Source organism: Roseateles oligotrophus (assembly GCF_014204525.1).
GTDB lineage: Bacteria > Pseudomonadota > Gammaproteobacteria > Burkholderiales > Burkholderiaceae_C > Paucibacter_A > Paucibacter_A oligotrophus_A.
The window spans coordinates 526,630-549,442 of the sequence record NZ_JACHLP010000002.1 but is presented as its reverse complement, the minus strand read 5'-3'; the positions used below and the strand labels follow the sequence as shown (position 1 = coordinate 549,442).

Annotated in this window: 19 protein-coding genes and 1 CRISPR repeat array; of the genes, 14 read left to right on the top strand and 5 right to left on the bottom strand. The window is 66.2% G+C overall.

Going from position 1 to position 22,813, the window contains the following annotated elements; all coding sequences use genetic code 11:
- The first annotated feature begins 10 nt into the window (after positions 1–10).
- The 4 genes from HNP55_RS07000 (at position 11) to HNP55_RS06985 (ending at position 4,314) form a co-directional block, all read left to right on the top strand.
- The gene (locus HNP55_RS07000) at positions 11–754 is read left to right on the top strand and encodes a hypothetical protein (protein WP_184297591.1); all 744 of its coding nucleotides are present in this window, start codon (positions 11–13) and stop codon (positions 752–754) included.
- 170 nt (positions 755–924) lie between these two features.
- Positions 925–1,635, top strand: coding sequence for an N-acetylmuramate alpha-1-phosphate uridylyltransferase MurU (gene murU / locus HNP55_RS06995; RefSeq protein ID WP_184297589.1), 711 nt, complete (start codon positions 925–927; stop codon positions 1,633–1,635).
- A 62-nt stretch (positions 1,636–1,697) separates the two neighbouring features.
- Positions 1,698–3,581: a diguanylate cyclase domain-containing protein gene (locus HNP55_RS06990; RefSeq protein WP_184297587.1), complete on the top strand. Its 1,884-nt coding sequence runs from the start codon at positions 1,698–1,700 to the stop codon at positions 3,579–3,581.
- Positions 3,582–3,609: 28 nt separating this feature from the next.
- On the top strand, positions 3,610–4,314 hold the full coding sequence (locus tag HNP55_RS06985) for a hypothetical protein (protein ID WP_184297585.1): 705 nt from the start codon (positions 3,610–3,612) through the stop codon (positions 4,312–4,314).
- Here HNP55_RS06985 and HNP55_RS06980 read toward each other — a convergent pair.
- Entirely contained in the window at positions 4,304–4,699 is a 396-nt protein-coding gene (locus tag HNP55_RS06980; protein ID WP_184297583.1) for a VOC family protein, read from the bottom strand. The genes HNP55_RS06985 and HNP55_RS06980 overlap by 11 nt on opposite strands.
- Before the next feature lie 17 nt (positions 4,700–4,716).
- On the bottom strand, positions 4,717–5,700 hold the full coding sequence (locus HNP55_RS06975) for a potassium channel beta subunit family protein (protein ID WP_184297581.1): 984 nt from the start codon (positions 5,698–5,700) through the stop codon (positions 4,717–4,719).
- Between the two features lie 480 nt (positions 5,701–6,180).
- Here HNP55_RS06975 and HNP55_RS06970 point away from each other — a divergent pair, with 480 nt between their 5' ends.
- From HNP55_RS06970 to cas2e, 10 genes are all read left to right on the top strand, one after another.
- Positions 6,181–7,509 carry a hypothetical protein gene (locus HNP55_RS06970; RefSeq protein ID WP_221439490.1) on the top strand — a complete coding sequence of 443 codons (1,329 nt, stop codon included), beginning with the start codon at positions 6,181–6,183 and terminating at the stop codon, positions 7,507–7,509.
- Positions 7,510–7,595: 86 nt separating this feature from the next.
- Positions 7,596–8,867, top strand: coding sequence for a 2-octaprenyl-6-methoxyphenyl hydroxylase (locus HNP55_RS06965; protein WP_184297577.1), 1,272 nt, complete (start codon positions 7,596–7,598; stop codon positions 8,865–8,867).
- Between the two features lie 248 nt (positions 8,868–9,115).
- Positions 9,116–11,818, top strand: coding sequence for a CRISPR-associated helicase Cas3' (gene cas3 / locus HNP55_RS06960; protein ID WP_184297575.1), 2,703 nt, complete (start codon positions 9,116–9,118; stop codon positions 11,816–11,818).
- Positions 11,815–13,383 carry a type I-E CRISPR-associated protein Cse1/CasA gene (gene casA, locus HNP55_RS06955; RefSeq protein WP_184297573.1) on the top strand — a complete coding sequence of 523 codons (1,569 nt, stop codon included), beginning with the start codon at positions 11,815–11,817 and terminating at the stop codon, positions 13,381–13,383. The genes cas3 and casA overlap by 4 nt, the downstream gene beginning before the upstream one ends.
- 1 nt (position 13,384) lies before the next feature.
- Positions 13,385–13,945 carry a type I-E CRISPR-associated protein Cse2/CasB gene (casB, locus tag HNP55_RS06950; RefSeq protein ID WP_184297571.1) on the top strand — a complete coding sequence of 187 codons (561 nt, stop codon included), beginning with the start codon at positions 13,385–13,387 and terminating at the stop codon, positions 13,943–13,945.
- Between the two features lie 19 nt (positions 13,946–13,964).
- On the top strand, positions 13,965–15,140 hold the full coding sequence (gene cas7e / locus HNP55_RS06945; protein WP_184297569.1) for a type I-E CRISPR-associated protein Cas7/Cse4/CasC: 1,176 nt from the start codon (positions 13,965–13,967) through the stop codon (positions 15,138–15,140).
- Positions 15,141–15,142: 2 nt separating this feature from the next.
- Positions 15,143–15,808: a type I-E CRISPR-associated protein Cas5/CasD gene (gene cas5e, locus HNP55_RS06940; protein WP_184297568.1), complete on the top strand. Its 666-nt coding sequence runs from the start codon at positions 15,143–15,145 to the stop codon at positions 15,806–15,808.
- Positions 15,783–16,403 (top strand): type I-E CRISPR-associated protein Cas6/Cse3/CasE, encoded by a 621-nt coding sequence (gene cas6e / locus HNP55_RS06935; protein WP_184297566.1) that lies wholly within the window; start codon positions 15,783–15,785, stop codon positions 16,401–16,403. Before cas5e ends, cas6e begins: the two co-directional genes overlap by 26 nt.
- The gene (cas1e, locus tag HNP55_RS06930; RefSeq protein ID WP_221439489.1) at positions 16,400–17,320 is read left to right on the top strand and encodes a type I-E CRISPR-associated endonuclease Cas1e; all 921 of its coding nucleotides are present in this window, start codon (positions 16,400–16,402) and stop codon (positions 17,318–17,320) included. Before cas6e ends, cas1e begins: the two co-directional genes overlap by 4 nt.
- Positions 17,301–17,597 carry a type I-E CRISPR-associated endoribonuclease Cas2e gene (cas2e, locus tag HNP55_RS06925; protein ID WP_184297564.1) on the top strand — a complete coding sequence of 99 codons (297 nt, stop codon included), beginning with the start codon at positions 17,301–17,303 and terminating at the stop codon, positions 17,595–17,597. Before cas1e ends, cas2e begins: the two co-directional genes overlap by 20 nt.
- 83 nt (positions 17,598–17,680) lie before the next feature.
- Positions 17,681–20,154: a CRISPR direct-repeat array (repeat unit 29 nt; unit sequence GTGTTCCCCACGGGCGTGGGGATGAACCG).
- 118 nt (positions 20,155–20,272) lie between these two features.
- Here the strand turns inward: cas2e and HNP55_RS06920 are convergent.
- The 3 genes from HNP55_RS06920 to HNP55_RS06910 form a co-directional block, all read right to left on the bottom strand.
- On the bottom strand, positions 20,273–21,253 hold the full coding sequence (locus tag HNP55_RS06920; RefSeq protein ID WP_184297562.1) for a hypothetical protein: 981 nt from the start codon (positions 21,251–21,253) through the stop codon (positions 20,273–20,275).
- Between the two features lie 101 nt (positions 21,254–21,354).
- Complete coding sequence (locus HNP55_RS06915) at positions 21,355–21,933, bottom strand: hypothetical protein (RefSeq protein WP_184297560.1); 579 nt, start codon at positions 21,931–21,933, stop codon at positions 21,355–21,357.
- A gap of 35 nt (positions 21,934–21,968) precedes the next feature.
- Positions 21,969–22,808 (bottom strand): carbon-nitrogen hydrolase family protein, encoded by an 840-nt coding sequence (locus tag HNP55_RS06910; RefSeq protein WP_184297559.1) that lies wholly within the window; start codon positions 22,806–22,808, stop codon positions 21,969–21,971.
- Positions 22,809–22,813: the final 5 nt, after the last annotated feature.

Below are 22,813 nucleotides of genomic sequence, written 5' to 3'. Positions count from 1 at the left end.
CACACTCAAGATGCTCAATAAAACCTTCTTGTTCGGCCTGCTGGCCCTGGCCGCACTGGCCCGCATCGCCCCGGCAGCGCAGGCCGCCGAAGCGGAGCTGCCGCCCGCCATCGCCGAGTACCGGGTGGACTTCAAGCCGGCCGGTGCGCCCGCGGCCAGCCCGGCCTCCACTCTTGCGCCCCAGCGCTGGTACCTGATCCGCCAGGCCGACAGCATGGCCATCCTGCGCCCCGACAACGCCGAGGTCTGGCGCCAGACCGCCCAGGGCATCAGCCTGGAGCGCATCTTCCATGCCGAACGCCATATCGTGGAATATGCCCCGGGCGAGCTCAAGACCCTGGGGCTCAAGCCCAGCTGGCACAGCCTGGCCAGCGGCTTCGACGCCCAAGACCTCGCCCAACTCAAGCCCGGCCCGCGCCATGGCGCGCTGCAAAGCTATGCGGGGCAGCTCCGGAAGGAACAGATCCGCCTGGTCTGGGACCATGCGCTGCAACTGCCGCAAAGGCTGGAGCGCAGCGGCCCGGCCGGCCGCCTGTTGATGGAGCGCCAGCGCCCCGCCGCCGGCCGCCTGGCGCTGGCCAGCATCCACGCCCCCGGCTGGCCGGCCGGCTGGCCCGCCTCCGACGAGGCCCTGGCCCAGTACCAGCGCCTGGATGCCGCCGACTTCGGCGATATGGACTACTCGCCCGTGGTCCGCAAGGCCGAGGCCATGGATATCCAGCAAGGCTGGCGCCGCACACACGCCCACGACTGAGGGTGAGAACTTTTTACTGCGCGGCTGCCATGCGTCGTTGGGCGGTGCTCGGAATCCTCACGTACAGGAAGTACGTTCCGGTTCCTGTGCTCCGTCCGCCTAGCCTGACAACCGCTCGCTACAAAAGTTCTCACCCTCTGGCCTGACAGGCTGACACTACACTGCCGGCCATGCGAGCCATCATCCTCGCGGCCGGGCGCGGTGAGCGCATGCGGCCGCTCACCGACCAAACCCCCAAACCCCTGCTGCCCGTGCGCGGCCGGCCCCTGATCGAATGGCATATCGAGGCCCTGGCGGCTGCCGGCGTGCGGGACATCGTCATCAACACTGCCTGGCTCAGCGAACAATTCCCGCAGCAGCTGGGCGACGGCCGCCGCTTCGGCCTGCGCCTGCACTACAGCGACGAATCGGCCGAGCCCGGCGGCGCGCTGGAGACGGCCGGCGGCATACGCCGTGCGCTGCCGCAGTTATGCGCCGATGGCGACAAGGCCTTCTGGGTCGTGTCCGGCGACGTCTACATCCCCGACTTCCGCTTCGACCCGGCGCTGGCCCAGGCCTTTGCCCAGGGGCCGCTGGACGCCCAGCTCTGGCTGGCGCCCAACAGCCCCCACCATCCGGGAGGCGACTTCGGCATCGGCCCCACCGGCCTGGCCAGCGCTGCGGGCGAACCCCGCTACACCTGGGCCAGCGTCGGCTTGTTCAAGGCCGCGCCCTTCGCCAACCTGGCCCTGGGCCAGAAGGCCGCCTTGCGGCCGCTGCTGGACGAGGGCATACGCCGCCAGGCCATCGCCGCCAGCCTCTACCGCGGCACCTGGGTCGATGTCGGCACCCCGCAACGCTGGGCCGCTCTGCAGGGGCCATCTGCTGATATTTCGAATTAGTCACAATCGCCATCGGCCCTAAGTCGGCCAGAATGGATGCGCATCATCAGGATTGGGCATCCATGGCGGCAGTATTTGCTCATCACAAACAGGCTTCGCGCGCGGTCCCGCGCTGGCTGGGGCTGGCCGCGGCGCTGGGGCTGGCGGCCCTGGGCCTGGCCTGCTGGCAGGCCGGCGCCGTGCGGCAAACGCCGCCGGCTTTTGTCGCGCCGCTGCTGGTCCTGCTGCTTGCCGGCCTGTGCCTGTGCCTGCTCGGCCTGTGGCATGCCTGGCAGCGCAAGCTGGCCGCCGCCCAGAGCTACCGGCAAGGGGTGCAGCAAATCCTGACCGAGGCCATCGAGGCCATGCCGGCCGGCTTCGAACTCTGGGACAAGCACGACCACCTGGTCATCTGCAACCAGCGCCTGCGCGAGCAATACCCCAGCCTGGCCGACTTGCTGGTGCCCGGCGTGCCCCTGCACAAGGTGCTGGAGCATGCCTTGCAAAACGGTGCCATCCCCGGCGCCATCGGCAACGAGACCCGCTGGCTGGAACAGCGCCTGGCCCGGCGCGGCCATCAGCAGCAACCGGTGGTGGAGGAGTATGGCGGCCGCTGGACCCATATCCACGAGCGCCGCACGCCCTCGGGCTTTACCGTCGGCATACGCCTGGATGTGAGCGAGCTGATCCTGACCCAACAAGCCCTGGCCGAGGCCAAGGCCCAGGCCCAGCACGACCGCCAGCTGCTGGAGCGGGCCATCGACGCCATGCCCGCCGGCATTGAGATCTACGACGAGCACGAGCGTCTGGTCATGGCCAACCAGCGCCTGGCCGACTGGCAACCCCGCCTGCAGCAAGCCGGCACCCCGCGCCTGGCCCCCACGGCCCAGCAGGCCGATTCGCAGGACCGAACCCAGCTCAGCCAGCTGCCCGATGGCCTGTGGCTCAAGACCTCGCAGACGCGCACGCCCGAGGGCTTTGTGCTAACGGTGCACCAAGACGTCAGCGATCTGGTCCACCAGGAGCAAGCCCTCAAGGCCAGCCAGGCCCAGCTGCAGGCCATCATCGGCACGGCAGGCGTGTCCATCATCACCATCGACGGCAGCGGCATCATCCTCAGCTGCAATCTGGCGGTGGAACGCCTGTTCGGCTATTCCCGCGGCGAGATGCTGGGCCATAACGTCAGCATGCTGATGCTGGACAAGGAGCGCCTGGCCCACGACGAGTACCTGCTGCGCTTTGCGCGCGGCCAGGGCGGGCGGCTGATGAACCAGCCGCGCGAGCTGCAGGCCCGCCACCGCAGCGGCATGACCTTGACCGTGCAGCTGGCCGTCACCGAGGTGCCGGAGCAGCAGGAGCGCTTGTTCGTCGGCGTGATCTCGGACCTGACCGACCGCAAGCAGTTCGAGCAAGAGCTGCAGCGCGTCAACGAGCAGTTGCTGCGCCTGTCCACCACCGACTCACTGACCGAGCTGGCCAACCGCCGCCTGCTGATGCAGCGCCTGGAGGAAGAGTGGCGGCGCGGCCTGCGCAGCCACCAGTCACTCGCGCTGCTGCTGATCGATGTGGACTACTTCAAGCTCTACAACGACCACTACGGCCACCAGGCCGGCGACAGCTGCTTGCTGACCGTGGCGCAAGTCTTGCGCAATGCCGCCAACCGCCCCGGCGATCTGGTGGCCCGCTACGGCGGCGAGGAGTTTGTGGTCCTGCTGGCTCAGACCGACGAGGCCGGCATGCAGGCCGTGGCGGCGCGCTTGCGCGAGCTGCTGGCGGCGGCCGCCATCGAGCACAAGGGCTCGCCCCTGCGCCCCAGCGTCACCGTCAGCATCGGCATGTGCAGCTGCCCGCCCACGCCGGGCACCTTTGCCTCGCAATGGCTGGCCCAGGCCGACCGCGCGCTCTACCAGGCCAAGGCCCTGGGCCGCGACCGCGCCGTCTCGGCGCTGGAGCTGCTGCCAGAATAACGCTGAAAATTTGCGTCATGATAGGCGCATGAAAATCAAAACATCGCTACGACTCGCTGTCATCACCATCCCCCTGCTGCTGGCCCTGGGCCAGAGCCAGGCCCAGATCCCGGGCCCGGTCCGTACCGCTGACCTGCCCGGCCACTACTATCTGCAAGGCCAGCGCGAGGTCGGCTCCGAGCTGCTGCTGCGCGCCGACGGCAGCTTCGCCTGGATGATGTCCTACGGCGCGGTCGACAAACAGGCCGAGGGCCGCTGGACGCGCCAGGGGCAGACGCTGACCCTGCTCAGCAGCCGGCCCAGCAAGGCGCCCGTTTTCCGCGTCTTCGAGGACGATGAGTTGAGCATCCTCAAGCCCGCCGCCGAAGGCAGCTGGGTGGCCATCGTGGGCCTGCCCGGGATCGGCCCGGCGGCCGGCATGGAGGTGCAGTTCCAGGCCCGCTCCGGCAAGACGGCCACGGCCGTCACCGACAGCGCCGGCGACGCCAAGGTGGCCATGCCCGCCACCGAGGTCTGGCTGCGCGCCGGCCTGCGCCCCCAGGGCCAGGGCGGCAAATGGCAGTGGCTGGACGTGCCCGCCGAGCGCGCCGAGGCCCGCATCGCGGGCTTCGCCATCGACGATGCGCGCCACATCGTGCCGGCGGGTTTCAAGCGCATGGAGCTGCGCCTGACCGGATCCGGCAGCCTGCGCACCGAGAGCCTGGGCTCCCCCATGACTTACGTCAAGGAATAGCGGCGCCGGCCGGCTCGGCCACGGCCAGCACATGGCCGTCCGGGTCCAGGGAATAGGCGGCCCTGTGTCCCCAGCCACGCAGGGTCAGCGGCGAGAGTTCGCGCGCACCGGCCTGCAAGGCACGGGCGTGCAGGGGCGCGGCTGCCGCCACCAGCAGGTAGAGCTCCGCCCGCGCATGCCCCCGACCCAGGGCCGGATCACCCAGCGCGGGGCCCAGCAGCGCGTGGATGCCGCGCTCGGGCATCAGGCCAAGCACGGCACCACCGGCCAGCTCGAACTCGCTCATGCCCGGCACATGCAGACGCGGCGGCGCGGCCAGCACGGCCTCGTAGAAGGCGCGGCTGCGCTCCTGGTCGGCCACGTACAGGATGAAATGAGCCTGCATCGCAGCCTCCCGAATCCTCAGCGGGCCAGGCCCTGGGTGATGGCGTCCATCCGCTCCAGCAGCTCGGGCGTCAGCTTGGGCGTCAGGGCCAGGGCGCCGAGGTTGTCGCTCAGCTGCGCGGCCTTGCTGGCGCCGAGGATAACGGTCGACACATGCGGGTTCCGGTTGGCCCAGGCAATCGCCAGCTGAGCCACATTGCCGCCCAGCTCGGCGGCGATGCCCTCCAGCTGGGCCACGGCCGCATTGCGCGCCGGGTCCAGCAGGCCCTCGCGCAGAAAAGCCATGTTTTCCATCGCGCCGCGGCTGCCGGCCGGGGCCTGGCCGCTCTTGTACTTGCCGGTCAGCAGGCCCGAGGCCAGCGGGCTCCAGGTCGTCAGGCCCAGGCCTAAATCTTCATACAAGCGGGCATATTCGACCTCGACACGGCGGCGGTGCAGCAGGTTGTACTGTGGCTGCTCCATCACCGGCTTGTGCAGGTGGTGGCGCTCGGCGATCTCCCAGGCGGCGCGGATGTCGGCGGCCGACCATTCGCTGGTGCCCCAGTACAGCGCCTTGCCTTGGCTGATCATGTCGCTCATCGCACGCACGGTTTCCTCGATGGGCGTGTGCGGGTCGGGGCGGTGGCAGTAGACCAGGTCGATGAAGTCCAGCTGCAGGCGCGCGAGCGAGCCGTCAATCGCCTGCATCAGGTATTTGCGATTCAGCGTGTCCTTGCGGTTGACCCGGTTGCCCTCGCTGGCCAGGCCCCAGAAAAACTTGGTGGAGACGATGTAGTTCAGGCGCGGCCACTTCAAGGCCTTGAAGGCCTCGCCCATCACCAGCTCGCTCTGGCCATTAGCATAGACCTCGGCGTTGTCGAAGAAGTTCACCCCGGCATCGAAGGCCTGAGCCAGCATCTCGGTGGCGGCCCGGGTGTCCACCTGGTTGTGGTAGGTGATCCAGGAGCCCAGCGACAGCTCGGAGACTTGCAGGCCGCTGCGGCCCAGACGACGGTATTGCATATGAGGCTTCCTCTTGTATCTTGGTAGCTCGCAAGCCTAACCGAGTGACACCATTTCCGCTGGCACCGGCGCGACTAGACCCCAAGCGCCGTGCGTTCGCACCTGCCGCGTTCGCCCGTGCGCCAGGCGCACAAGGCCAATTGAACTGCGGCATCGGCGCTGAAACGCTCAGGCTAACCCCCGATGCCTGCTCACCCCCTGCTTTCTAAAATCCCGCCCTTTCATCACAAAGACAGGTGGGAGATCAGGATGAGCAAGGCGATCAAAGCAAGCCCGAGCACAGGGGCAAGTACACCTTTTCCCGCCCTGCGCGCCACCTCCCTTTGGCTCAGCCTGGGCCTTGCCCTGGCCGGTTGCGGTGGCGGCGGCGGTAGCCCAGCGCCCGTGCCGACGCCCGTCCCTGCCCCAGCGCCCGCACCCCAGCCGCCGGCTCCACCGCCGCCACCCACGCCCGCGCCGCTGAGCGTCCAGAACGGCAAAGTGATTGACGGTTATGTCAGCGGTGCCACCGTCTGGCTGGACATCAACGGCAACCACAGCAAGGACGCGGACGAACCCTCCACCGTCTCCAAGACCGCCGGTGCCTATCAACTTGAACTGAACGAAGCGCAGCGAGCCTGCCTGCCCTATGCCACGCTCTACGTGGATGTGCCCGTCGGCGCGGTAGACGAAGACAGCGGCCCGGTCAAAGAGGCCTACCAAATGGCCGTGCCCCCGCAGATGCAGCCCATCAGCGTCGACCAGGTGCTGCACATCTCACCCCTGACCACCGCCATCTGGGACCAGGTGCGCACCCGCCTGAGCAGTTCCGACGGCAAGCTCAGCAGCTGCGAACAGTTGCGGCAAAACCAGCAGCTGCGCGAGAGCTTGGTGTATGAGATCAAGACCGTGATGGGCGATTTGGTGCAGCGGCATAACCTGTCCGAAGCGCGCATCTATGCCGACTTCATCCAGGCCAAAGACAGCCACAGCTACACCCTGGCCCAAGACATTGTCAAAGGTCTGAAGGCCGGCTACGCCCACAAGCAAAAACTGCATGCGCTCTACCCCGACGCTACCTTTGTGCGTGCCGAGGTCTACCGCGGGCGCGGTACCGGCCCCACCGATCTGCCCGGCACCTGGTACCGCAATTCATCGGTATGGCGCCCCTCGGGCTATAGCAACGAACGGGTCACTCTGGACCCCGACCTCAGCAAGATCACGCAGGTGCAGCTCTTGCGCAGCCAGGAGACCAAACCCTGGGGCCAGGCCAAGCTCAAGACCACCCGCACGGCCTACAACTGGGGCGATACGCAGCAGCACTACATCTGTGTACTGGACGAGGCTATCGAGCAAGAAAAAGACGGCGCCAGCTTCGAGCTCGTCGTCCACTACGAGGATCCGAAAACCGAGACCGACCCCCTGCTCTGTATGGGTGAGGCCCACGCTCAACCCGGCAGCACCACCTGGCGCGAGTACTACGTCAACTACCGCGAGGGCCGGGTGTCTTACACCAGCAATCTGCGCTTCGAGCCCCAGCACGCCGAACAGCAATGGCTGCAGGACTGGCACCACCTGCAGGGCAAGAGCGGGCAGCTCAACTTCAGCACCGTGCTGGATCGCATCGCCAACAGCGGCTACCGCTTCGATGAGGCGGTGAAGCTCGACACCTACAGCTGGTACAAGCGCTCGACCGACGACCGCCAGCTGCGCGTCACGCTTGAAAAAGACTCCAGCAACAACTGGATCCGCACCAGCACCCAGGCCGACGGCACGGCCATCAAAGAGTGCTCCAAGGACGGCAGGAGCTGGGGCAGCTGCACGCCCTGAACAAGGCTGGCCGCTATAGTGAAGGCAAGCAGGCTCGGCGCACCCGGGCCTGCATTCCCTTGCTGTCGCCTTTTCACCGCCCGCCCATGTTCACCCTGCACGACACCGAGGCCAATGCCGCCGAGCTGAATCTGGCCGTCGTCGGCGCCGGCCCCGCCGGCCTCACCCTGGCCTTGCTGGCCGCCCAGTACCTGCCGCAGGCACGCATCAGCCTCTTCGATGCCCGCCCGCTGGAGCGCGATGTCTCCGGCGACCCGCGCACCCTGGCGCTCTCACTGGGCAGCGTGCAGCTGCTGCAGCGCCTGGGCGTCTGGGATGCCAGCCTGGCTCAGCCGATTCAGCAGGTGAGCGTCAGCCAGGCCCCGCCCACCTTGCAGCACCCCATCTTCGGCGCCAGCCAGGAGCCCGAGGTGCGCATCAGCGCGGCCGAGCAAGGCGTGCCCCAGCTGGGCGCCGTGCTCAGCTACGGCCAGCTCGTCGCGCCGCTGCAAGCCGCTTGGCAGGCCCGCGTGGCGGCCGAGCCGCAGCGCCTGAGCCCGCGCTTCGGCGCGCCGGTACAAGCCATCAAGGCGCTGGGCGAAGCAGGCGCAACAGGGGTGGAGGTCGACGCCGGCATCGCTGAGCGCTTTGACCTCGCCGTGGTGGCCGAAGGCGGCGTCTTCTCGGATCAGGCCCGCAAGGCCTTGACGCAGGACTACCAGCAGAACGCCTGGGTCGGCACCCTCACGCTGGCCGACGACAGCCCCGCCGGCGTGGCCTACGAGCGCTTCACCCGCAACGGCCCGCTGGCCCTGCTGCCCCTGCGCCCAAGGCCAGACGCTAACGGCAAATTGCAGCGGCTCGCGGCCCTGGTCTGGTGCGTACCGCAAGCCGAAGACGATGTGGCCGGCCTGACGGACGCGCAACGCCTGCTGGTGATCCAGAACCTGCTGCCCGCGGCCGTGGGCCCGCTGCAAGCCATCAGCCCGCTCAAATGCTTTGCCCTGGGCCTGAACGCCGAACGCACGCTGGTGGACGGCTGCACCGTGCGCATCGGCAATGCCGCTCAAACCCTGCACCCGGTGGCCGGCCAGGGCTTGAACCTGGGCCTGCGCGATGCCTACGCCCTGGTCGATGCGCTGCGCCGCAGCAGCGAAGGCAGCAAGGCCGCCCGCATCCAAGCGGCCCTGAGGCGGGTCGAATGGAGCCGCGCCCCCGACCGCTGGAGCACGATTGCCGCCACCGACTTCCTCGCCAAAACCTTCGCCTGGCGCTGGCCCGGCCTGCCCATGGCGCGTGGCCTGGCGCTGGCCGCGTTGCAGGGGCTGCCGCCGGTGAAAAGGGCGTTGGCGAGGGGGATGATGTTTGGGAGGCGGTGAAGCCTCTCGCTTCTTTCTGAACCTCGCTCGCAGAATCCCTAAGTCTCGAACAGGTAAAAATTACCTACACGCCATTCCAAGCGTCATTAAATGACGGAGGTCCTGAGTCAGTACCCAGAGGCATGTTAAAAACAATTCGTTACAAGTACTGGCTCACCTGGTGAGCCAGTACTCCTCCAAGAATACCCATAGCCCGACAAAAGGGTGGGACCTTGGATGTCGGATTGAATCTCTGGGAGGGGTTTGCGATGCAACTGATGGGCTTGCGCTTTTCAGCGTTGGCTGCAAGCGCACGTGTGCTATGGGCCAAGAGTGCCGACAACGGCGCGGGCCATGGCCTGCTGGCGCATCTCTTGGATGTTGCGGCAGTGGCCGAGTCCATCCTTGAACTCGAACCCGAAGCCAGCACGACAAAGATCGCCCAAGGCCTTGGCCTGGCCCCGCATCAGCTTGGGCGCTGGGTGGCGACACTTGCTGGCCTGCATGACTACGGAAAGGCCATCCCGGGCTTCCAAGCCAAGTGGCCGGCTGGCTACGCCGCAAACCAAGCGACCGGCTTGCCCTTCAACGCCAGGTCGCTTCAATGCAGCAACCACTCCTTGGCAACGGCTGCGCTGCTCGGGCCCCCGCTGCAGAACCTGAGCGGGGCGGAACATCCCTGGTGTGTTCACACCGTGCAGGCCATCAGTGCCCACCATGGCTATCACTTCACATCCAGCGAGCTGAGCTTCGGCAAGCCCTTGCGTGAGGGCGAGCCATGGGGCGAGACCCGCGCGCAATTGCTTGAGGTCTATTGGGCAGTTCTCGCGCCCCAAGGTCGGCCCAGCGTTGCGGAGCTGAGTCTGCCCCAGGTGAACTGGCTGGCCGGCCTAACCAGCGTGGCGGATTGGATTGCCTCCAACCCGGCATGGTTCCCCTTGGGCGAGCGCTGCGATGAGTTGCAGGCTTACTACCAAGGCGCGAAAGTGCTGGCCCATCAGGCGCTCGGCCATATCGGCTGGCGGGCTTACCGGCCTCTGCTCACTCAGCCACAAGGTGTGGACGAGTTGCTGGCCCGCATCGTCCAGCGCCCCGGTTTGCAGGCAAGGGCGCTGCAGCGTGCCGGTGACGAGCTGTTGCTAGGCGCACAAGGGCCGGCCTTGCTGCTGGTCGAGGCCCCCATGGGCGAGGGCAAGACCGAGCTGGCCTTCCTGGCCCATCTGCGGCTGCAAGCCGCCAACCAACACCGTGGGCTCTATGTGGCGCTGCCCACCCAGGCCACTGGTAACGCCTTGTTCAAGCGTGCCGAAACCTTTTTGCGCGCCTTCGCAACCGATCAGACCGACATCCAGTTGGTACATGGCGGGGCCGCAATGAACGAAGACCTGGCGGCCCTGCAGGACGTCAACCGCTCCCCCGAAGACACCTTGTCCGCCAGCGAATGGTTTGGCCAACGCCGTCGGCCGCTGCTCTCACCCTATGGCGTGGGCACGGTGGACCAGGCCTTGTACGCGGTACTCAACGTCAAACACCATTTCGTGCGCATGTGGGGCTTGAGCAATCGGGTGGTGGTGCTGGACGAGGTCCACGCCTACGACACCTACACCCTGGGCCTGATCACCACCCTGTTGCGCTGGCTCAAAGTCCTGGGCTGCTCGGTGGTCTTGATGAGCGCCACGCTACCCCGTGCTCGCTGCCGCGAGTTGCTGGACGCCTGGGGTCTGGACCAGGCGCCGCCGGAGCTGCCCTATCCGCGCCTGATGTTGGCAGACGATGCGGGTGTACGCGGTCGCCATGTGGCGGCACGCGCGTTGGCACCTATCACGCTGACCGGACTGGGAAGCGACATAACCGATCTGGCCGACGTCGCCCTGGCCCAGATCGCCGAAGGCGGATGCGGCGCCCTCATCGTCAACACCGTGGCACGGGCCCAGGCGCTGTACCAGGCTTTGCAGGCAGGTTTGCACGAGGGCACGATGCTCGTGCTCTTCCACGCCCGCTTCCCCGCCGACGAGCGCGCCGTGCTGGAAGCGCGCGTGCTGTCGCTATTCGGTGCAACGGGTCAGCGCCCGGAGCGAGCCCTCTTGGTTGCCACCCAGGTGGCCGAGCAGTCGCTGGATATCGATTTCGATTTCATGCTGAGCGATCTGGCGCCGGTGGATCTGCTCTTGCAGCGCGCCGGCCGCCTGCATAGGCACACCCGAGCCCAAAGGCCAGCAGCGCACCGCGAAGCCAGGCTGTGGGTCGCAGGCCTGCTGCCCGGCGAGTTTCCTGAACTCAACAAGACCGCCTGGGGCTTTGTCTACGAGCCCTATATCCTCGGTCGTACCTGGGCCCTGCTGAGCCAGGAAACCCGCTTGCAACTGCCCCAGGACATCGACCGACTGGTGCAAGCGGTCTACGACATGAACCAGGACTTGCCTGAGGCGCTGGCCATTGAGATCCGCGATCGCATCGAAGTCGGAGAGTTGGGCAGCTACCTGGCCGAGACCCGAACCGAGCGCCAGCAGGCCTGCAATATCGCGCTGGACCCAGCGGCCGAGGCCCATCTTGTTTACGACGGCAAGCCTCGCGGTCACGAAGAAGACGAGAGCGGCCTGGGCCTGAGCAACACCACGCGCCTGGGGCCGGAATCCATCACCCTGATCCCGGTGATCGTCGGCGCCACAGGGCGCTGGCATGTGCGTGAGGGGGACAAGGGCTTTGACCCCGAGCAAGCCGTAGATGCCAGCACCGCCCGGGCCCTCTACAACCGCCAGATCAAGCTCAGCCGCAAAGGCGTGGTGAAGCGCTGCCAGGCCCAGGGCGTGCCGGTAGCTTTTGCCAGCCACGCCCTTTTGCGCCATGCCTATGTGCTGCGCCTGGTGCAAGGCCAGGCCGTAGACCCGGGCCTGAACCTGAGCCTCAGCCCTGAACTGGGCCTGGTATTCAAAGAAACCGAGCACAACAAAACTCAGGAAGGAGCGACATGAATCCAAGCTACAACTTGCTTGACGAGCCCTGGCTGCCAGTCCGGCTGCCAGACGGGACAGTGCAAGCCATGGGCCTGCTGCAAGCCCTGCGCCGCAGTGCCGAAATCACCGCCCTGGCCGAGACTTCACCGCCCAGCCTGGTGGCCGAGTACCGGCTGCTGCTGGCCATCGTCCACCGGGCCTTGACGGCCTCCATGGGCACATGGAAAGACGCCCAGCGCGCCAACTGGTATCGCCAGGGCCTGCCGGTGGACGCGCTCTGCGCCTATCTGGAGACCTGGCGGGAACGCTTCTGGTTGTTCCATGACGAGCATCCCTTCATGCAAGTGGCAGTGCTTGCAACATGCAAAGAAACAGCGACGTTATTTCCTGCTCCCACCCTGTCGCTGGAACTGTTCTATGGCACCGAGATGTTTAACCAGGAGGTCTACAGCCACAAGCCATGGGATCCTTCTGCAGCAGTCAAGGCGCTTCTGGGGTACTTCACATTTGTCCCCGGGGGGTTCTTCCCTGGCAAGAAATTGAAAAAGTCCGAGAAAGCAGGCTCCCTAACCAATTCCGCCGCTGCGTTGCCAGTTGGCGAAACTCTATCCAAAACCTTGTGTCTTGCACTGCATCCTGCCCCGTTGCCAAGTCGAACCCAAGAAGATTTGCCGGCCTGGGAGCGGCCGGCACTAAACCTCTCCAATCTGCGCGGCGCCCCGGTGCTGGCTAGTGGCCCCAACGACCGCTACACACGGCAAAGCCGGGCCGTGCTGCTAACGCATGAAACAGATGGTCTTGTACGCTGGTTGCACTTTGCAGCTGGCTGGGCACTAGGTGAAGACCCGCAGCAACCGGACCCTATGGCCTACTACCGCGCGGGAACCAAAGGCTTGGCGAGGGTGAGCTTCGACGAAGGCCGGGCATTCTGGCGTGATCTGCCCGCCCTGGTGCCTGCGCCTCAAAGCGACAAGCTCAAAGGCTACCAAGCCGCCCCCACGGTGGACTGGGCGGCCAGCCTGCGCCGCATGATGGCCGACGAACACGCCCATCAGCCACTGTTGGCGGCGGGGTTGGCCAGCGACCAGGCCAAGCTGCTGCGGTGGCGACTGGAGCAGTTCACACTGCCCCCAGCCCTGCTGACCGACCCCGAGCGGGCGCGTGAACTGCATACCCAGATTGCTTTGGCCGAAGAATCGCACAAACAGTTGCGCAACCTGGCCGCCGATCTGACGGCCGCCACCTTGCCCGACCCCGGCAGCAAGGACACCCGCAACCGCGCCCGCGCATTGGTCGATGCAGGCCCCTTATCGACAACATTTTTCGCCGCCGCCGAGCGCGAGCTGTGGGCGCTGATGGCACTGATTGCCCAAGACGAAGCCGAGGCGGCCGACACGCTGTGGCACCGCAGCCTGGCCGATGCCGCACGCCAAGCCTGGGATCGCCAGCTGGCGATGCTCGGCCTGTCAGCACGCGTGCTGCAAGCCGAGGCACGCCTGGGGCCGCGCCTGCACAGCCTGCTGCGCAAGCTATTGCCTGCCGCCTTCGCTTCTACGACCGAAACAACACCCCAGGGAGCTTGATATGAGCACGGAAGAAGACAGTCCCTTTATCCACCATCTGCAGCAGCTGCAAAACCAGGACCGCGGCGCCATCGCAACGCTGCGCCACAGCCTGGCCTTTGCGCCGGGCGACTACCCCAAGGCCTATCCCTATGTGGAGCGCTTTGTCGGCCGCGACTGGCATGCCCTCGATGCCAGGCGATTGGCCCGTTATGCCATCGCAGGCTTGTTCGCCATGCACCCAGTGAGGCACAGCCACAGCCTGGCAGCCGCCCTGGGGCATTTGTTTGCCAGCAAACAGCGGCCCAGCCTGGAGCTGCGCTTTCTGGCCCTGCTGGAGGCCGACGCTGAGAGCGTGATGAACCACCTGTGTCAGGCCGTGAGTCTGCTGGCCACTGAAGGGCGGGGCTTTGACCACGCGCTGCTGCTCAAAGACCTCTGCACCGCACTGGACGAGCGCGCCGCCCCCGAGTGGCGCGACCGACTCAAGCGCCAGTGGGCGCGCGACTTCTACCGCGCGTCCTCTGCCGCAGACGACAGTCTGGCCCGTACGGCCAGCCCAAGCAATACGACCACCGACTGATCAAACCGGGAGACCCACCATGAGCTTGTTCCTCGAATTTCATCTAATCCAAAACTTCGCCCCCTCCAACCTAAACCGGGACCATAACGGTGCACCCAAGGACGCATTGTTTGGCGGACAGCGGCGCGCGCGCCAAAGCAGTCAATGCTGGAAACGGGCTGTACGAGATTACTTTCGTACAACCAATCTAGTGGGTGCTGACTTGCTCGGCTTACGGACTTGCCACCTTGACCGAGTATTGGAAGACGAGCTCCGCACTGCAGGTCTGCAAGAGCCCAATCGTTTCAACGAAATTGTCAAGCTTGCGCTGAAATCGAAAAAGGAGAAAGGCAAAGCGGAAAAAGAAGAAAACGACACAGAAGACAAGTCCGAACCCACACTGTCATACCTGCTGTTCATTTCAGCAGTTGAAGTCGAAGCAGTAAAAATACTCATTCAGGAACACGCGAAAACCCTGGTGGATCTGGCCTCCAAGAAGAAGCTAAAGGTATCGGATGTACCGGATAGCCTACGCAATGATCTGAAAGCTTGTCTTGCAAGAAGCAAGGCCGTCGATGTGGCCCTGTTCGGCCGCATGCTGGCCGATCACCCCTCCGCGAATCAAGTCGCAGCCTGCCAGGTCGCCCATGCCATCAGCACGCACCGCGTGGAACGAGAGTTTGACTACTTCACCGCCGTGGACGACAAGAGGAATGTGGGCGAAACCGGCGCCGACATGATAGGTCAGGTGGAATTCAACTCCGCTACTTTTTACCGTTATGCCGTGCTCGATCTGCGCAAGCTGCTCGGCAACCTTCAAGGCGACCGGGAATTGACGCTGGCGGCAGTGCAGGCCTTCACGCTGGCCCTGGCCCGGGCGGTGCCCAGCGGCAAGCAGAACAGCTTTGCCGCCCACAACCTGCCGGAGTTCGTCGGCGTCTGCCTGCGCCATGCCGCACCCATGAATCTGGCCAATGCCTTTGAACAGCCTGTGACAGCGCGCCGCGATGAAGCGCTCAGCGCTCAGTCGGTGCGCGAGCTGGCGGCCTACGAAAGCAAGCTGGCCGCCGTCTACGCGGCCGCGCAGGATCAGTGGCTGACGCTGGATCTGTCGAGCCAATGGCCAGCGGGCAAAGGTGCCGCTCAGCCCAGCCTGCAGGCACTGGCCGAGTCCGCCCAGGCCCTGGCTGCGCAGGTCTTGCCAGCGGAGGCTTGAGCATGGCCACGCTATTGCTGCGCCTGCAAGGGCCCTTGCAATCCTGGGGCACGAGCAGCCGCTTCGACGAGCGAGACACCCAGCTGGAGCCCTCCAAGTCCGGCGTGATCGGGCTGCTGTGCGCGGCGCTGGGGCGCGACCGCAGCGAGCCGGTCGCCGATCTGGCCGCGCTGCGCATGGGCGTGCGAGTGGACCGCGAGGGAGTGCCGATGCGGGACTACCAAACCGCCACCGGTGTGCTGGCCGCTACCGGCAAGGCCGATCTGGAGCGCACCGTGGTGAGCCCGCGCTACTACCTGGCCGACGCCTGCTTCCTGGTGGGGCTGGAAGGCAGCGATGAGCCGCTGCTGCGCCAGCTTCAGCAGGCGCTGCGCCAACCTGTCTGGCCCTTGGCCCTGGGGCGCAAGAGCTTTGCGCCCTCCGGTCAGGTGCATTTGCCCGACGGCCTGGTGGCCCAGCCATTGCAAGCGGCATTGCAGGGCTACGACTCCGCGCACCACCCACGGCCCGACACGCGCATGCGCCTGGTTCTGGAACATCCCAAGCATGGCGCAATCCGCCTGGATCAGCCTGTGGCGCCCTATGCGCAGCGGCGTTTCGGGCCGCGCTTCGTCAGCACCGAGTTCTTCACAGGAGGCCAGCATGTTTCTGACCCAGCTGCGGCTTGACCCGCGCAGCGCCCAAGCAAGGCGCGACCTGGCCGATCCCTACGATATGCATCGCACCCTGGTACGCGCCTTTGTGCAGGACGAGCGCGCGGCCCCGCCGCGCTTTCTGTGGCGGCTGGAGCCTGGTCGTGCATGGGATCAGCCTGTGCTGCTGCTGCAATCGGCTGCGGCCGGAGATTGGGCCTACCTCGACGCCCTGCCAGGCTATCTGCTCAATGGCGAGGCACCGTCCACCAAGACCTTCGAGCCAGACGCCTTGCTGCAGGCCGGTGCACGCTACCGTTTCCGCCTTGCTGCCAACCCCACGGTGACGCGCCTGGGGAAACGCCATGGCCTGGTCGGCGAAGAGGATCAGTTAGCCTGGCTGCAACGGCAAGCGCAACGCCTGGGCTTTGCCGTCGATGCAGCCCTGGTCAGCGGCAGCGACACCTTGCGCGGGCACAAGGCCGGGCAGCGCGTCAGCCTTTTACGGGTGCTGTACGAGGGTGTGTTGACGGTCAACGATGCCCCTGTGCTGGCCCAGGCTATGGCCGCCGGCATCGGACCCGGCAAGGCCTTTGGCTGTGGCCTGCTGAGTCTGGCACGCTGCCCATGACCCTGTTGCCGCCCCTCAAACCCCTGCCCATCAAGGAGCGCATCTCGGTCGTGTTCGTCGAGCGCGGTGAGATCGACGTGATCGACGGGTCGTTTGTGGTGTTGGACGTGACCGGGGTACGCACGCAGATCCCGGTGGGTGGCATCGCTTGCATCATGCTGGAGCCGGGCACGCGGCTCTCACACCGTGCTGCGGCCCTGGCCGCGCGGGTCGGCACCTTGCTGGTCTGGGTGGGGGAGGCAGGCGTCAGGCTGTACGCATCGGGCCAGCCCGGCGGCGCCCGCTCGGACCGCCTGCTCTACCAGGCCAAGCTCGCCCTGGACGAGGGCCTGCGCCTCAAGGTCGTTCGCAAGATGTACGCCCTGCGCTTTGGCGAAGACCCGCCCGAGCGCCGCAGCGTCGAGCAGTTGCGTGGCATCGAAGGTGCCCGTGTGCGTCGCACCTACCAGTTACTCGCCAAGCAGTTCGGGGTTGATTGGAGGGGCCGCGACTACGACGCGCAAGACTGGGACGGCGCCGACCTGGCCAACCGCTGCCTTTCAGCCGCCACCTCCTGCCTGTACGGGGTGACCGAGGCAGCCGTGCTCGCCGCCGGCTACGCGCCGGCCGTGGGCTTCATCCACACGGGCAAGCCGCTCTCCTTTGTGTACGACATTGCCGATGTCTACAAATTCGAGACCGTCGTGCCCGTCGCCTTCAAGATTGCAGCCAGCAAGCCCGAGGGCAACTGCGAGCGCCAGGTGCGACTGGCCTGCCGCGATATGTTCCGGCAAACCAAGCTGCTGGACCGCATCATCCCGGACATCGAAGAAATCCTGGCCGCCGGCGAGGTCGCTCGACCGGAAGCGCCCGCTGATGCGGTGGCCCCGGCCCTACCCAACCCAAAGGGGCTTGGCGATGCTGGTCATCGTTGTTGAAAATGCCCCGCCGCGCTTGCGCGGCCGACTGGGTGTATGGCTTTTGGAAGTTAGGGCCGGCGTCTACGTTGGCAACTACTCTCGAAAAGTGCGGGAGCAGATTTGGTCGCAGGTGACCGATGGCCTGGAAGACGGCAATGCCGTGCTCATCTGGAAAAGCACGGCAGAGGCGGGTTTCGAGTTCCTCACCCTGGGTCAAAATCGGCGCATGCCTTGTGATTTCGACGGTGTGCAGCTGGTCAACTTCCTCCCCGAACCGCCACCCGACGCTCCTTAAAAATTCGCTTGAAATCGCTGCGATCCTTTGGTGGATTCAGAGCAGAGGAAATTCCTGTTTTAATTCAACGGGTTGGAAATGGTGTGTTCCCCACGGGCGTGGGGATGAACCGCACCATGCGGATTTCTTTAGGGGCCTGCTCAAGTGTTCCCCACGGGCGTGGGGATGAACCGAGCCGCTTCATCCCCGGCTGGTACTTCACCGAGTGTTCCCCACGGGCGTGGGGATGAACCGCCTTGGCCGACGCCGGTGAGCTGAGCGACGAGGTGTTCCCCACGGGCGTGGGGATGAACCGTAACTAAGCCAACTTTTTAATGTGCTGAAGTCGTGTTCCCCACGGGCGTGGGGATGAACCGACGCGTCAGCGCAGTGCTTGCACTCAATGCTGGTGTTCCCCACGGGCGTGGGGATGAACCGCGGGTGATGTGCATCCGCTGGTGGCGTCGGCAGTGTTCCCCACGGGCGTGGGGATGAACCGGCGGCATGCCGAACGAACTTTATGCATGACCCGTGTTCCCCACGGGCGTGGGGATGAACCGTCTGTCTGAGCTGATGCAGTCAGACGATGATGGTGTTCCCCACGGGCGTGGGGATGAACCGTGCTGGATCTGCCGCGCAATCTGTGATGCCCCGTGTTCCCCACGGGCGTGGGGATGAACCGCTGGGCACCGTGTTGAGCGCGATCGAAGACAAGTGTTCCCCACGGGCGTGGGGATGAACCGATGACGGATCTGCAAGAGCGCTGGGAGCGCCGGTGTTCCCCACGGGCGTGGGGATGAACCGACGACGATGGAGCAGCGAGCTCAGCATCTCCTGTGTTCCCCACGGGCGTGGGGATGAACCGCCCAGCAGGGCCAGCAGCAACGCGATCATGGCGTGTTCCCCACGGGCGTGGGGATGAACCGAGGATGTGTTCGTCGAAGTGATGAACACCGCAGTGTTCCCCACGGGCGTGGGGATGAACCGCCATGCTGATCGCTTTCATCAGCGCCCATGCCGTGTTCCCCACGGGCGTGGGGATGAACCGCCTTGGCCCCAGCCAGGGAGCCCGCGCCATAGGTGTTCCCCACGGGCGTGGGGATGAACCGACCCGCAGGCCATAGGCGCCGTGGTGGCCGGTGTGTTCCCCACGGGCGTGGGGATGAACCGCATGATTTCCCAGCATTCCCGATCTTCTGGGGGTGTTCCCCACGGGCGTGGGGATGAACCGATCGCCGCGCAGCTGGCGGCCGGCACGTTTGCGTGTTCCCCACGGGCGTGGGGATGAACCGCACCGTGCGGTCGACGACCAGGCGGCCATCGCGTGTTCCCCACGGGCGTGGGGATGAACCGTTAGCGCGACGGCTTGGCTACTCTCGGCGCCTGGTGTTCCCCACGGGCGTGGGGATGAACCGATGGACAAAACCCGCGCCCTCTATCGAGCCGTGCGTGTTCCCCACGGGCGTGGGGATGAACCGTCCAGCACATAGAACTTCGACTGCGGCACCTTCGTGTTCCCCACGGGCGTGGGGATGAACCGACGTTATCGAGCCGACCCCAATGCGACGAATTGTGTTCCCCACGGGCGTGGGGATGAACCGTCGCCGGTCGAGTCCGTGACGCTCTTGCAGGTGTGTTCCCCATGGGCGTGGGGATGAACCGCTGAGGTGAACGTCTTGAACCGCGTTCGAGTTGTGTTCCCCACGGGCGTGGGGATGAACCGCGGACGGCCACGGCGGCGCCTTCGGCGCTCTTGTGTTCCCCACGGGCTTGGGGATGAACCGCCCAGGCGCTGGCGCTCCAGCTTGAGCCTTGTGTGTTCCCCACGGGCGTGGGGATGAACCGGCGCAGATCAGCGCCGTGGCCCGCCATGGCATGTGTTCCCCACGGGCGTGGGGATGAACCGAGCACGTCCGGGTGCTGGCGGTCAAACCACATGTGTTCCCCACGGGCGTGGGGATGAACCGGTCACCGGCTCGGAATTCATGTTCTATGGGCTGTGTTCCCCACGGGCGTGGGGATGAACCGGCTTTGAGACATGCCAAACGGCCACCAGCCGCGTGTTCCCCACGGGCGTGGGGATGAACCGCCCAGGGCCCTTGAGTACCTGCGCCGCGCCATGTGTTCCCCACGGGCGTGGGGATGAACCGGCCCCCGAGGTGGCCAAGTGATGCTGGAGCAGGTGTTCCCCACGGGCGTGGGGATGAACCGCCCTGTTCGTGACGGTCACATGCCCGAGCCGAGTGTTCCCCACGGGCGTGGGGATGAACCGCTGGGCGGCAAGAAAGGCAACGTCACCTTGGTGTGTTCCCCACGGGCGTGGGGATGAACCGACGATGACGACAACGATGATGACGGAGGAGCGGTGTTCCCCACGGGCGTGGGGATGAACCGTGCCAGCCGCCCGCATCTGCCGGCGCCAACAAGTGTTCCCCACGGGCGTGGGGATGAACCGGTCGCGCAGATCGCTGCCACCACAACCCCTGCCGTGTTCCCCACGGGCGTGGGGATGAACCGACGGGCCAGTTTTCGGGCCAGACTTCTGCGGAGTGTTCCCCACGGGCGTGGGGATGAACCGGCCACCGGCCCGACCGACAAGATGCTTGGCACGTGTTCCCCACGGGCGTGGGGGATGAACCGCCCCCCGCTTGGTATCGAGCAAGGGGCTACATGCGCTCGCCCAATACACCGCTACCTCAAGCTAGTGCCAAGCCATTTCTCAGAGCTCGCGACTGATGGTCGTGCAGTTCCACGGTCACCCAGACTCTGGGGTCGACACCACCCCCACCCAAAGTCTCGACGTAGTGGCAAGCAGCGAACTCGGCGGCGGCTTGTTCATAACGGGCAACCCAAGCAGCACGAAGATGCCTGCGCTCGGGGCTGACGGGCCAGACGCCGGGGCGGGGCCGCATATGGGCGGCGATGCCGGCTCGCCAGGGCTTGGCCGTCAGGCGGGCCCGGAAGCAGCGTTGCCTGCGGCACATGCGGGCATACAGCGGGTCGGTGCCCACGGCGGTGAAGAAGTCTTGCGCCTCGGCGGAGTCGGCCTCAAAGGTCTGGTGCGTCGCCAAGAGGCGCAGGCCGGCCGGCGTGCGGTAGAGGCGCAAGCTCCAGCTCGGCCGGCCGGCCAGAAAGCGCTGGATGCGCGCTCGGGCCATGCCTTCGGGGCCGCCACGCAGCCGCGTCCAGCCGTCCTGCAACCAGTTGCGCAAGGGGGCGGCCAGCAGCATGGCCGGCAATAGCAGCAAGACAAACAGACCGGCGCGACGGAAGATCACGGCGGCCAGGGCGGACAGCAAAGTCAGCACCAGGAAGCTGGCAATGCCCCAGCGCAGGCTGCGTTGCGGCGCGAAGTCGATGTCGGCAAACAAGGTGTGGGGGCTGTTCAGGCAGTGCGCGCCGTAGGCATTGCGGGTGATGACGTCCTCGCCATGCCTGGCCAACACCTCCTCGCGTATGGGCACGCCCTCCGCGCCGTTGTAGGCGACCTTGGGCTCCAGGCGCTCCAGCTTCTCGCCGGCCAGGATGCGCCTGAGCGCCTCATGGGCGCGCTGCTCGGCCATCTGCGCGGCATCGGCCTCGCTGGTCTCGGACCAACCCAGGCGCCGAACGGTGATCTGCCGGCCCTCGGCGCGATGCAATTTGCGGGCCTCGGCCCAGAAGTCGGGAACCCTCATGACTGATCCAGCCCTCTCCATTCATATGCTTGGGGCTCAACCATAACGCCAAATTTACACGTCCAATCAATCGACACAGCGCGGCCGGCTGCGCGCAGCGCTCAGTGCCAGCTCATCACCATCCACTCGCGCACCATGGCGTTGACGCTTTTGCGCACGGCCGCCTCGCTGGCAATGCGGGTGCGTGCGTTCGGATCCAGCATGGCTTCGCTGAAATTGGCCGTGTGCAGGGTGCGCAGGCGGCGTTGGTAGGCGACCCGGTCTTCGCTCTCGGTGTCGAGCAGGCTGTACTCCAGGGTGACGGCGACCTTGATGTCCAGGCCCACCATGGGTTGCTCAATTTCCACTAACTTGACGTTCAGCCGGTAACGCCCCGTGCCGGCGGTGCCGGGGGCGCTGGGCACCAGGCCCAGGCCGCGCAGGGATTCGTCGACCGCTTCCCGCAGCGCCGGGTTGCTGATCTTGCTGCCCCAGAACATGCCGGTGGGCTGGCCGCCACTGACCGAGGCCAGCAAGACCTGTGCCTTCAAGCCCTGTGGCACCCAGCTGCGCAGCTGCAGGGTTTCGGCGGCATCGAGACGCATGCCGGGGGCGTCGGCGGGCGTGCCGCAGCCGCCCAGCGTCAGCAGGCTGAGCAAGGCCAGCAGCGGCAAGGCGCTCCGGCATGCGGCGGTCTTCATCGCGGCGTTCTCCCCTTCAAAAGTGCTCTAGCTCGTCACATGCGGCGATGCCGCAGCGCCGGCAATTGCTGGCGCACGGCCCGGAGGCGCTCCAGGTCCAGGGTGGCGAGGGCCAGGCCCTCGCCCTCGGGCAGGCAGGCCAAAACCTCGCCCCAGGGGTCGATGACCATGCTGTGGCCCCAGGTCCTGCGGCCATTCTGATGCGTGCCGCCCTGGGCCGGTGCGATGACAAAGGCCTGGTTTTCGACCGCTCGTGCGCGCAAGAGCAGTTCCCAATGCGCTTGACCCGTGGTGTAGGTAAAGGCGGCGGGCACGGCGAAGAGATCGCAGGGTTCCGGCTGGTCGGGGCTGGTGAAGCTCATGGCCCGGTAGAGCTCGGGGAAGCGCATGTCGTAGCAAACGCTCAAGCCGATCTTGAGGCCCTGGGCCTTGAAAGTCACGGGCTGCTCGCCCGCCTCCAGCACGCGGCCTTCGTCATAGCTCTCACGGCCGTTGTCGAAGCGGAAGAGATGGATCTTGTCGTAGCGCGCCAGGCGCTGGCCGTCCGGCCCGTAGACGCAGCAGGCATTGCGTACCCGCTCAGGCATGGCGGCCCGCAAAGGCAGGGTGCCGCCGATCACGGTGATGCCAAGCCGGGCCGCGGTTTCGCCGAGCATGGCTTGCAGAGGGGCCTCGGCGGCCGGGCCGCCTGCGCTCAGATCGGGCTCGGCGATGGCCAGCTTGTCGCTGTCCTTCATGCCCATCAGGCAGAAGTACTCGGGCAAGGCGGCGAGTTGCACGCCCTGGGCGGCGGCCTCGTGCAGCCAGTGGCGGGCACGGGCGATGTTCTCGGCCACATCGGGCGTGGAGACCATCTGGATGGCGGCGACTTTCATGCGCA

Bases quoted from the DNA above. Each gene is read 5' to 3' on its own strand.
- HNP55_RS07000 (WP_184297591.1), top strand. From the start codon at position 11: ATGCTCAATAAAACCTTCTTGTTCGGCCTGCTGGCCCTGGCCGCACTG.
- murU (WP_184297589.1), top strand. From the start codon at position 925: ATGCGAGCCATCATCCTCGCGGCCGGGCGCGGTGAGCGCATGCGGCCG.
- HNP55_RS06980 (WP_184297583.1), bottom strand. From the start codon at position 4,699: ATGCAGGCTCATTTCATCCTGTACGTGGCCGACCAGGAGCGCAGCCGC.
- cas7e (WP_184297569.1), top strand. From the start codon at position 13,965: ATGAGCTTGTTCCTCGAATTTCATCTAATCCAAAACTTCGCCCCCTCC.
- cas1e (WP_221439489.1), top strand. From the start codon at position 16,400: ATGACCCTGTTGCCGCCCCTCAAACCCCTGCCCATCAAGGAGCGCATC.
- HNP55_RS06975 (WP_184297581.1), bottom strand. From the start codon at position 5,700: ATGCAATACCGTCGTCTGGGCCGCAGCGGCCTGCAAGTCTCCGAGCTG.
- cas6e (WP_184297566.1), top strand. From the start codon at position 15,783: ATGTTTCTGACCCAGCTGCGGCTTGACCCGCGCAGCGCCCAAGCAAGG.
- HNP55_RS06910 (WP_184297559.1), bottom strand. From the start codon at position 22,808: ATGAAAGTCGCCGCCATCCAGATGGTCTCCACGCCCGATGTGGCCGAG.
- cas2e (WP_184297564.1), top strand. From the start codon at position 17,301: ATGCTGGTCATCGTTGTTGAAAATGCCCCGCCGCGCTTGCGCGGCCGA.
- HNP55_RS06965 (WP_184297577.1), top strand. From the start codon at position 7,596: ATGTTCACCCTGCACGACACCGAGGCCAATGCCGCCGAGCTGAATCTG.
- HNP55_RS06985 (WP_184297585.1), top strand. From the start codon at position 3,610: ATGAAAATCAAAACATCGCTACGACTCGCTGTCATCACCATCCCCCTG.
- cas3 (WP_184297575.1), top strand. From the start codon at position 9,116: ATGCAACTGATGGGCTTGCGCTTTTCAGCGTTGGCTGCAAGCGCACGT.
- HNP55_RS06915 (WP_184297560.1), bottom strand. From the start codon at position 21,933: ATGAAGACCGCCGCATGCCGGAGCGCCTTGCCGCTGCTGGCCTTGCTC.
- casB (WP_184297571.1), top strand. From the start codon at position 13,385: ATGAGCACGGAAGAAGACAGTCCCTTTATCCACCATCTGCAGCAGCTG.
- cas5e (WP_184297568.1), top strand. From the start codon at position 15,143: ATGGCCACGCTATTGCTGCGCCTGCAAGGGCCCTTGCAATCCTGGGGC.
- casA (WP_184297573.1), top strand. From the start codon at position 11,815: ATGAATCCAAGCTACAACTTGCTTGACGAGCCCTGGCTGCCAGTCCGG.
- HNP55_RS06990 (WP_184297587.1), top strand. From the start codon at position 1,698: ATGGCGGCAGTATTTGCTCATCACAAACAGGCTTCGCGCGCGGTCCCG.
- HNP55_RS06920 (WP_184297562.1), bottom strand. From the start codon at position 21,253: ATGAGGGTTCCCGACTTCTGGGCCGAGGCCCGCAAATTGCATCGCGCC.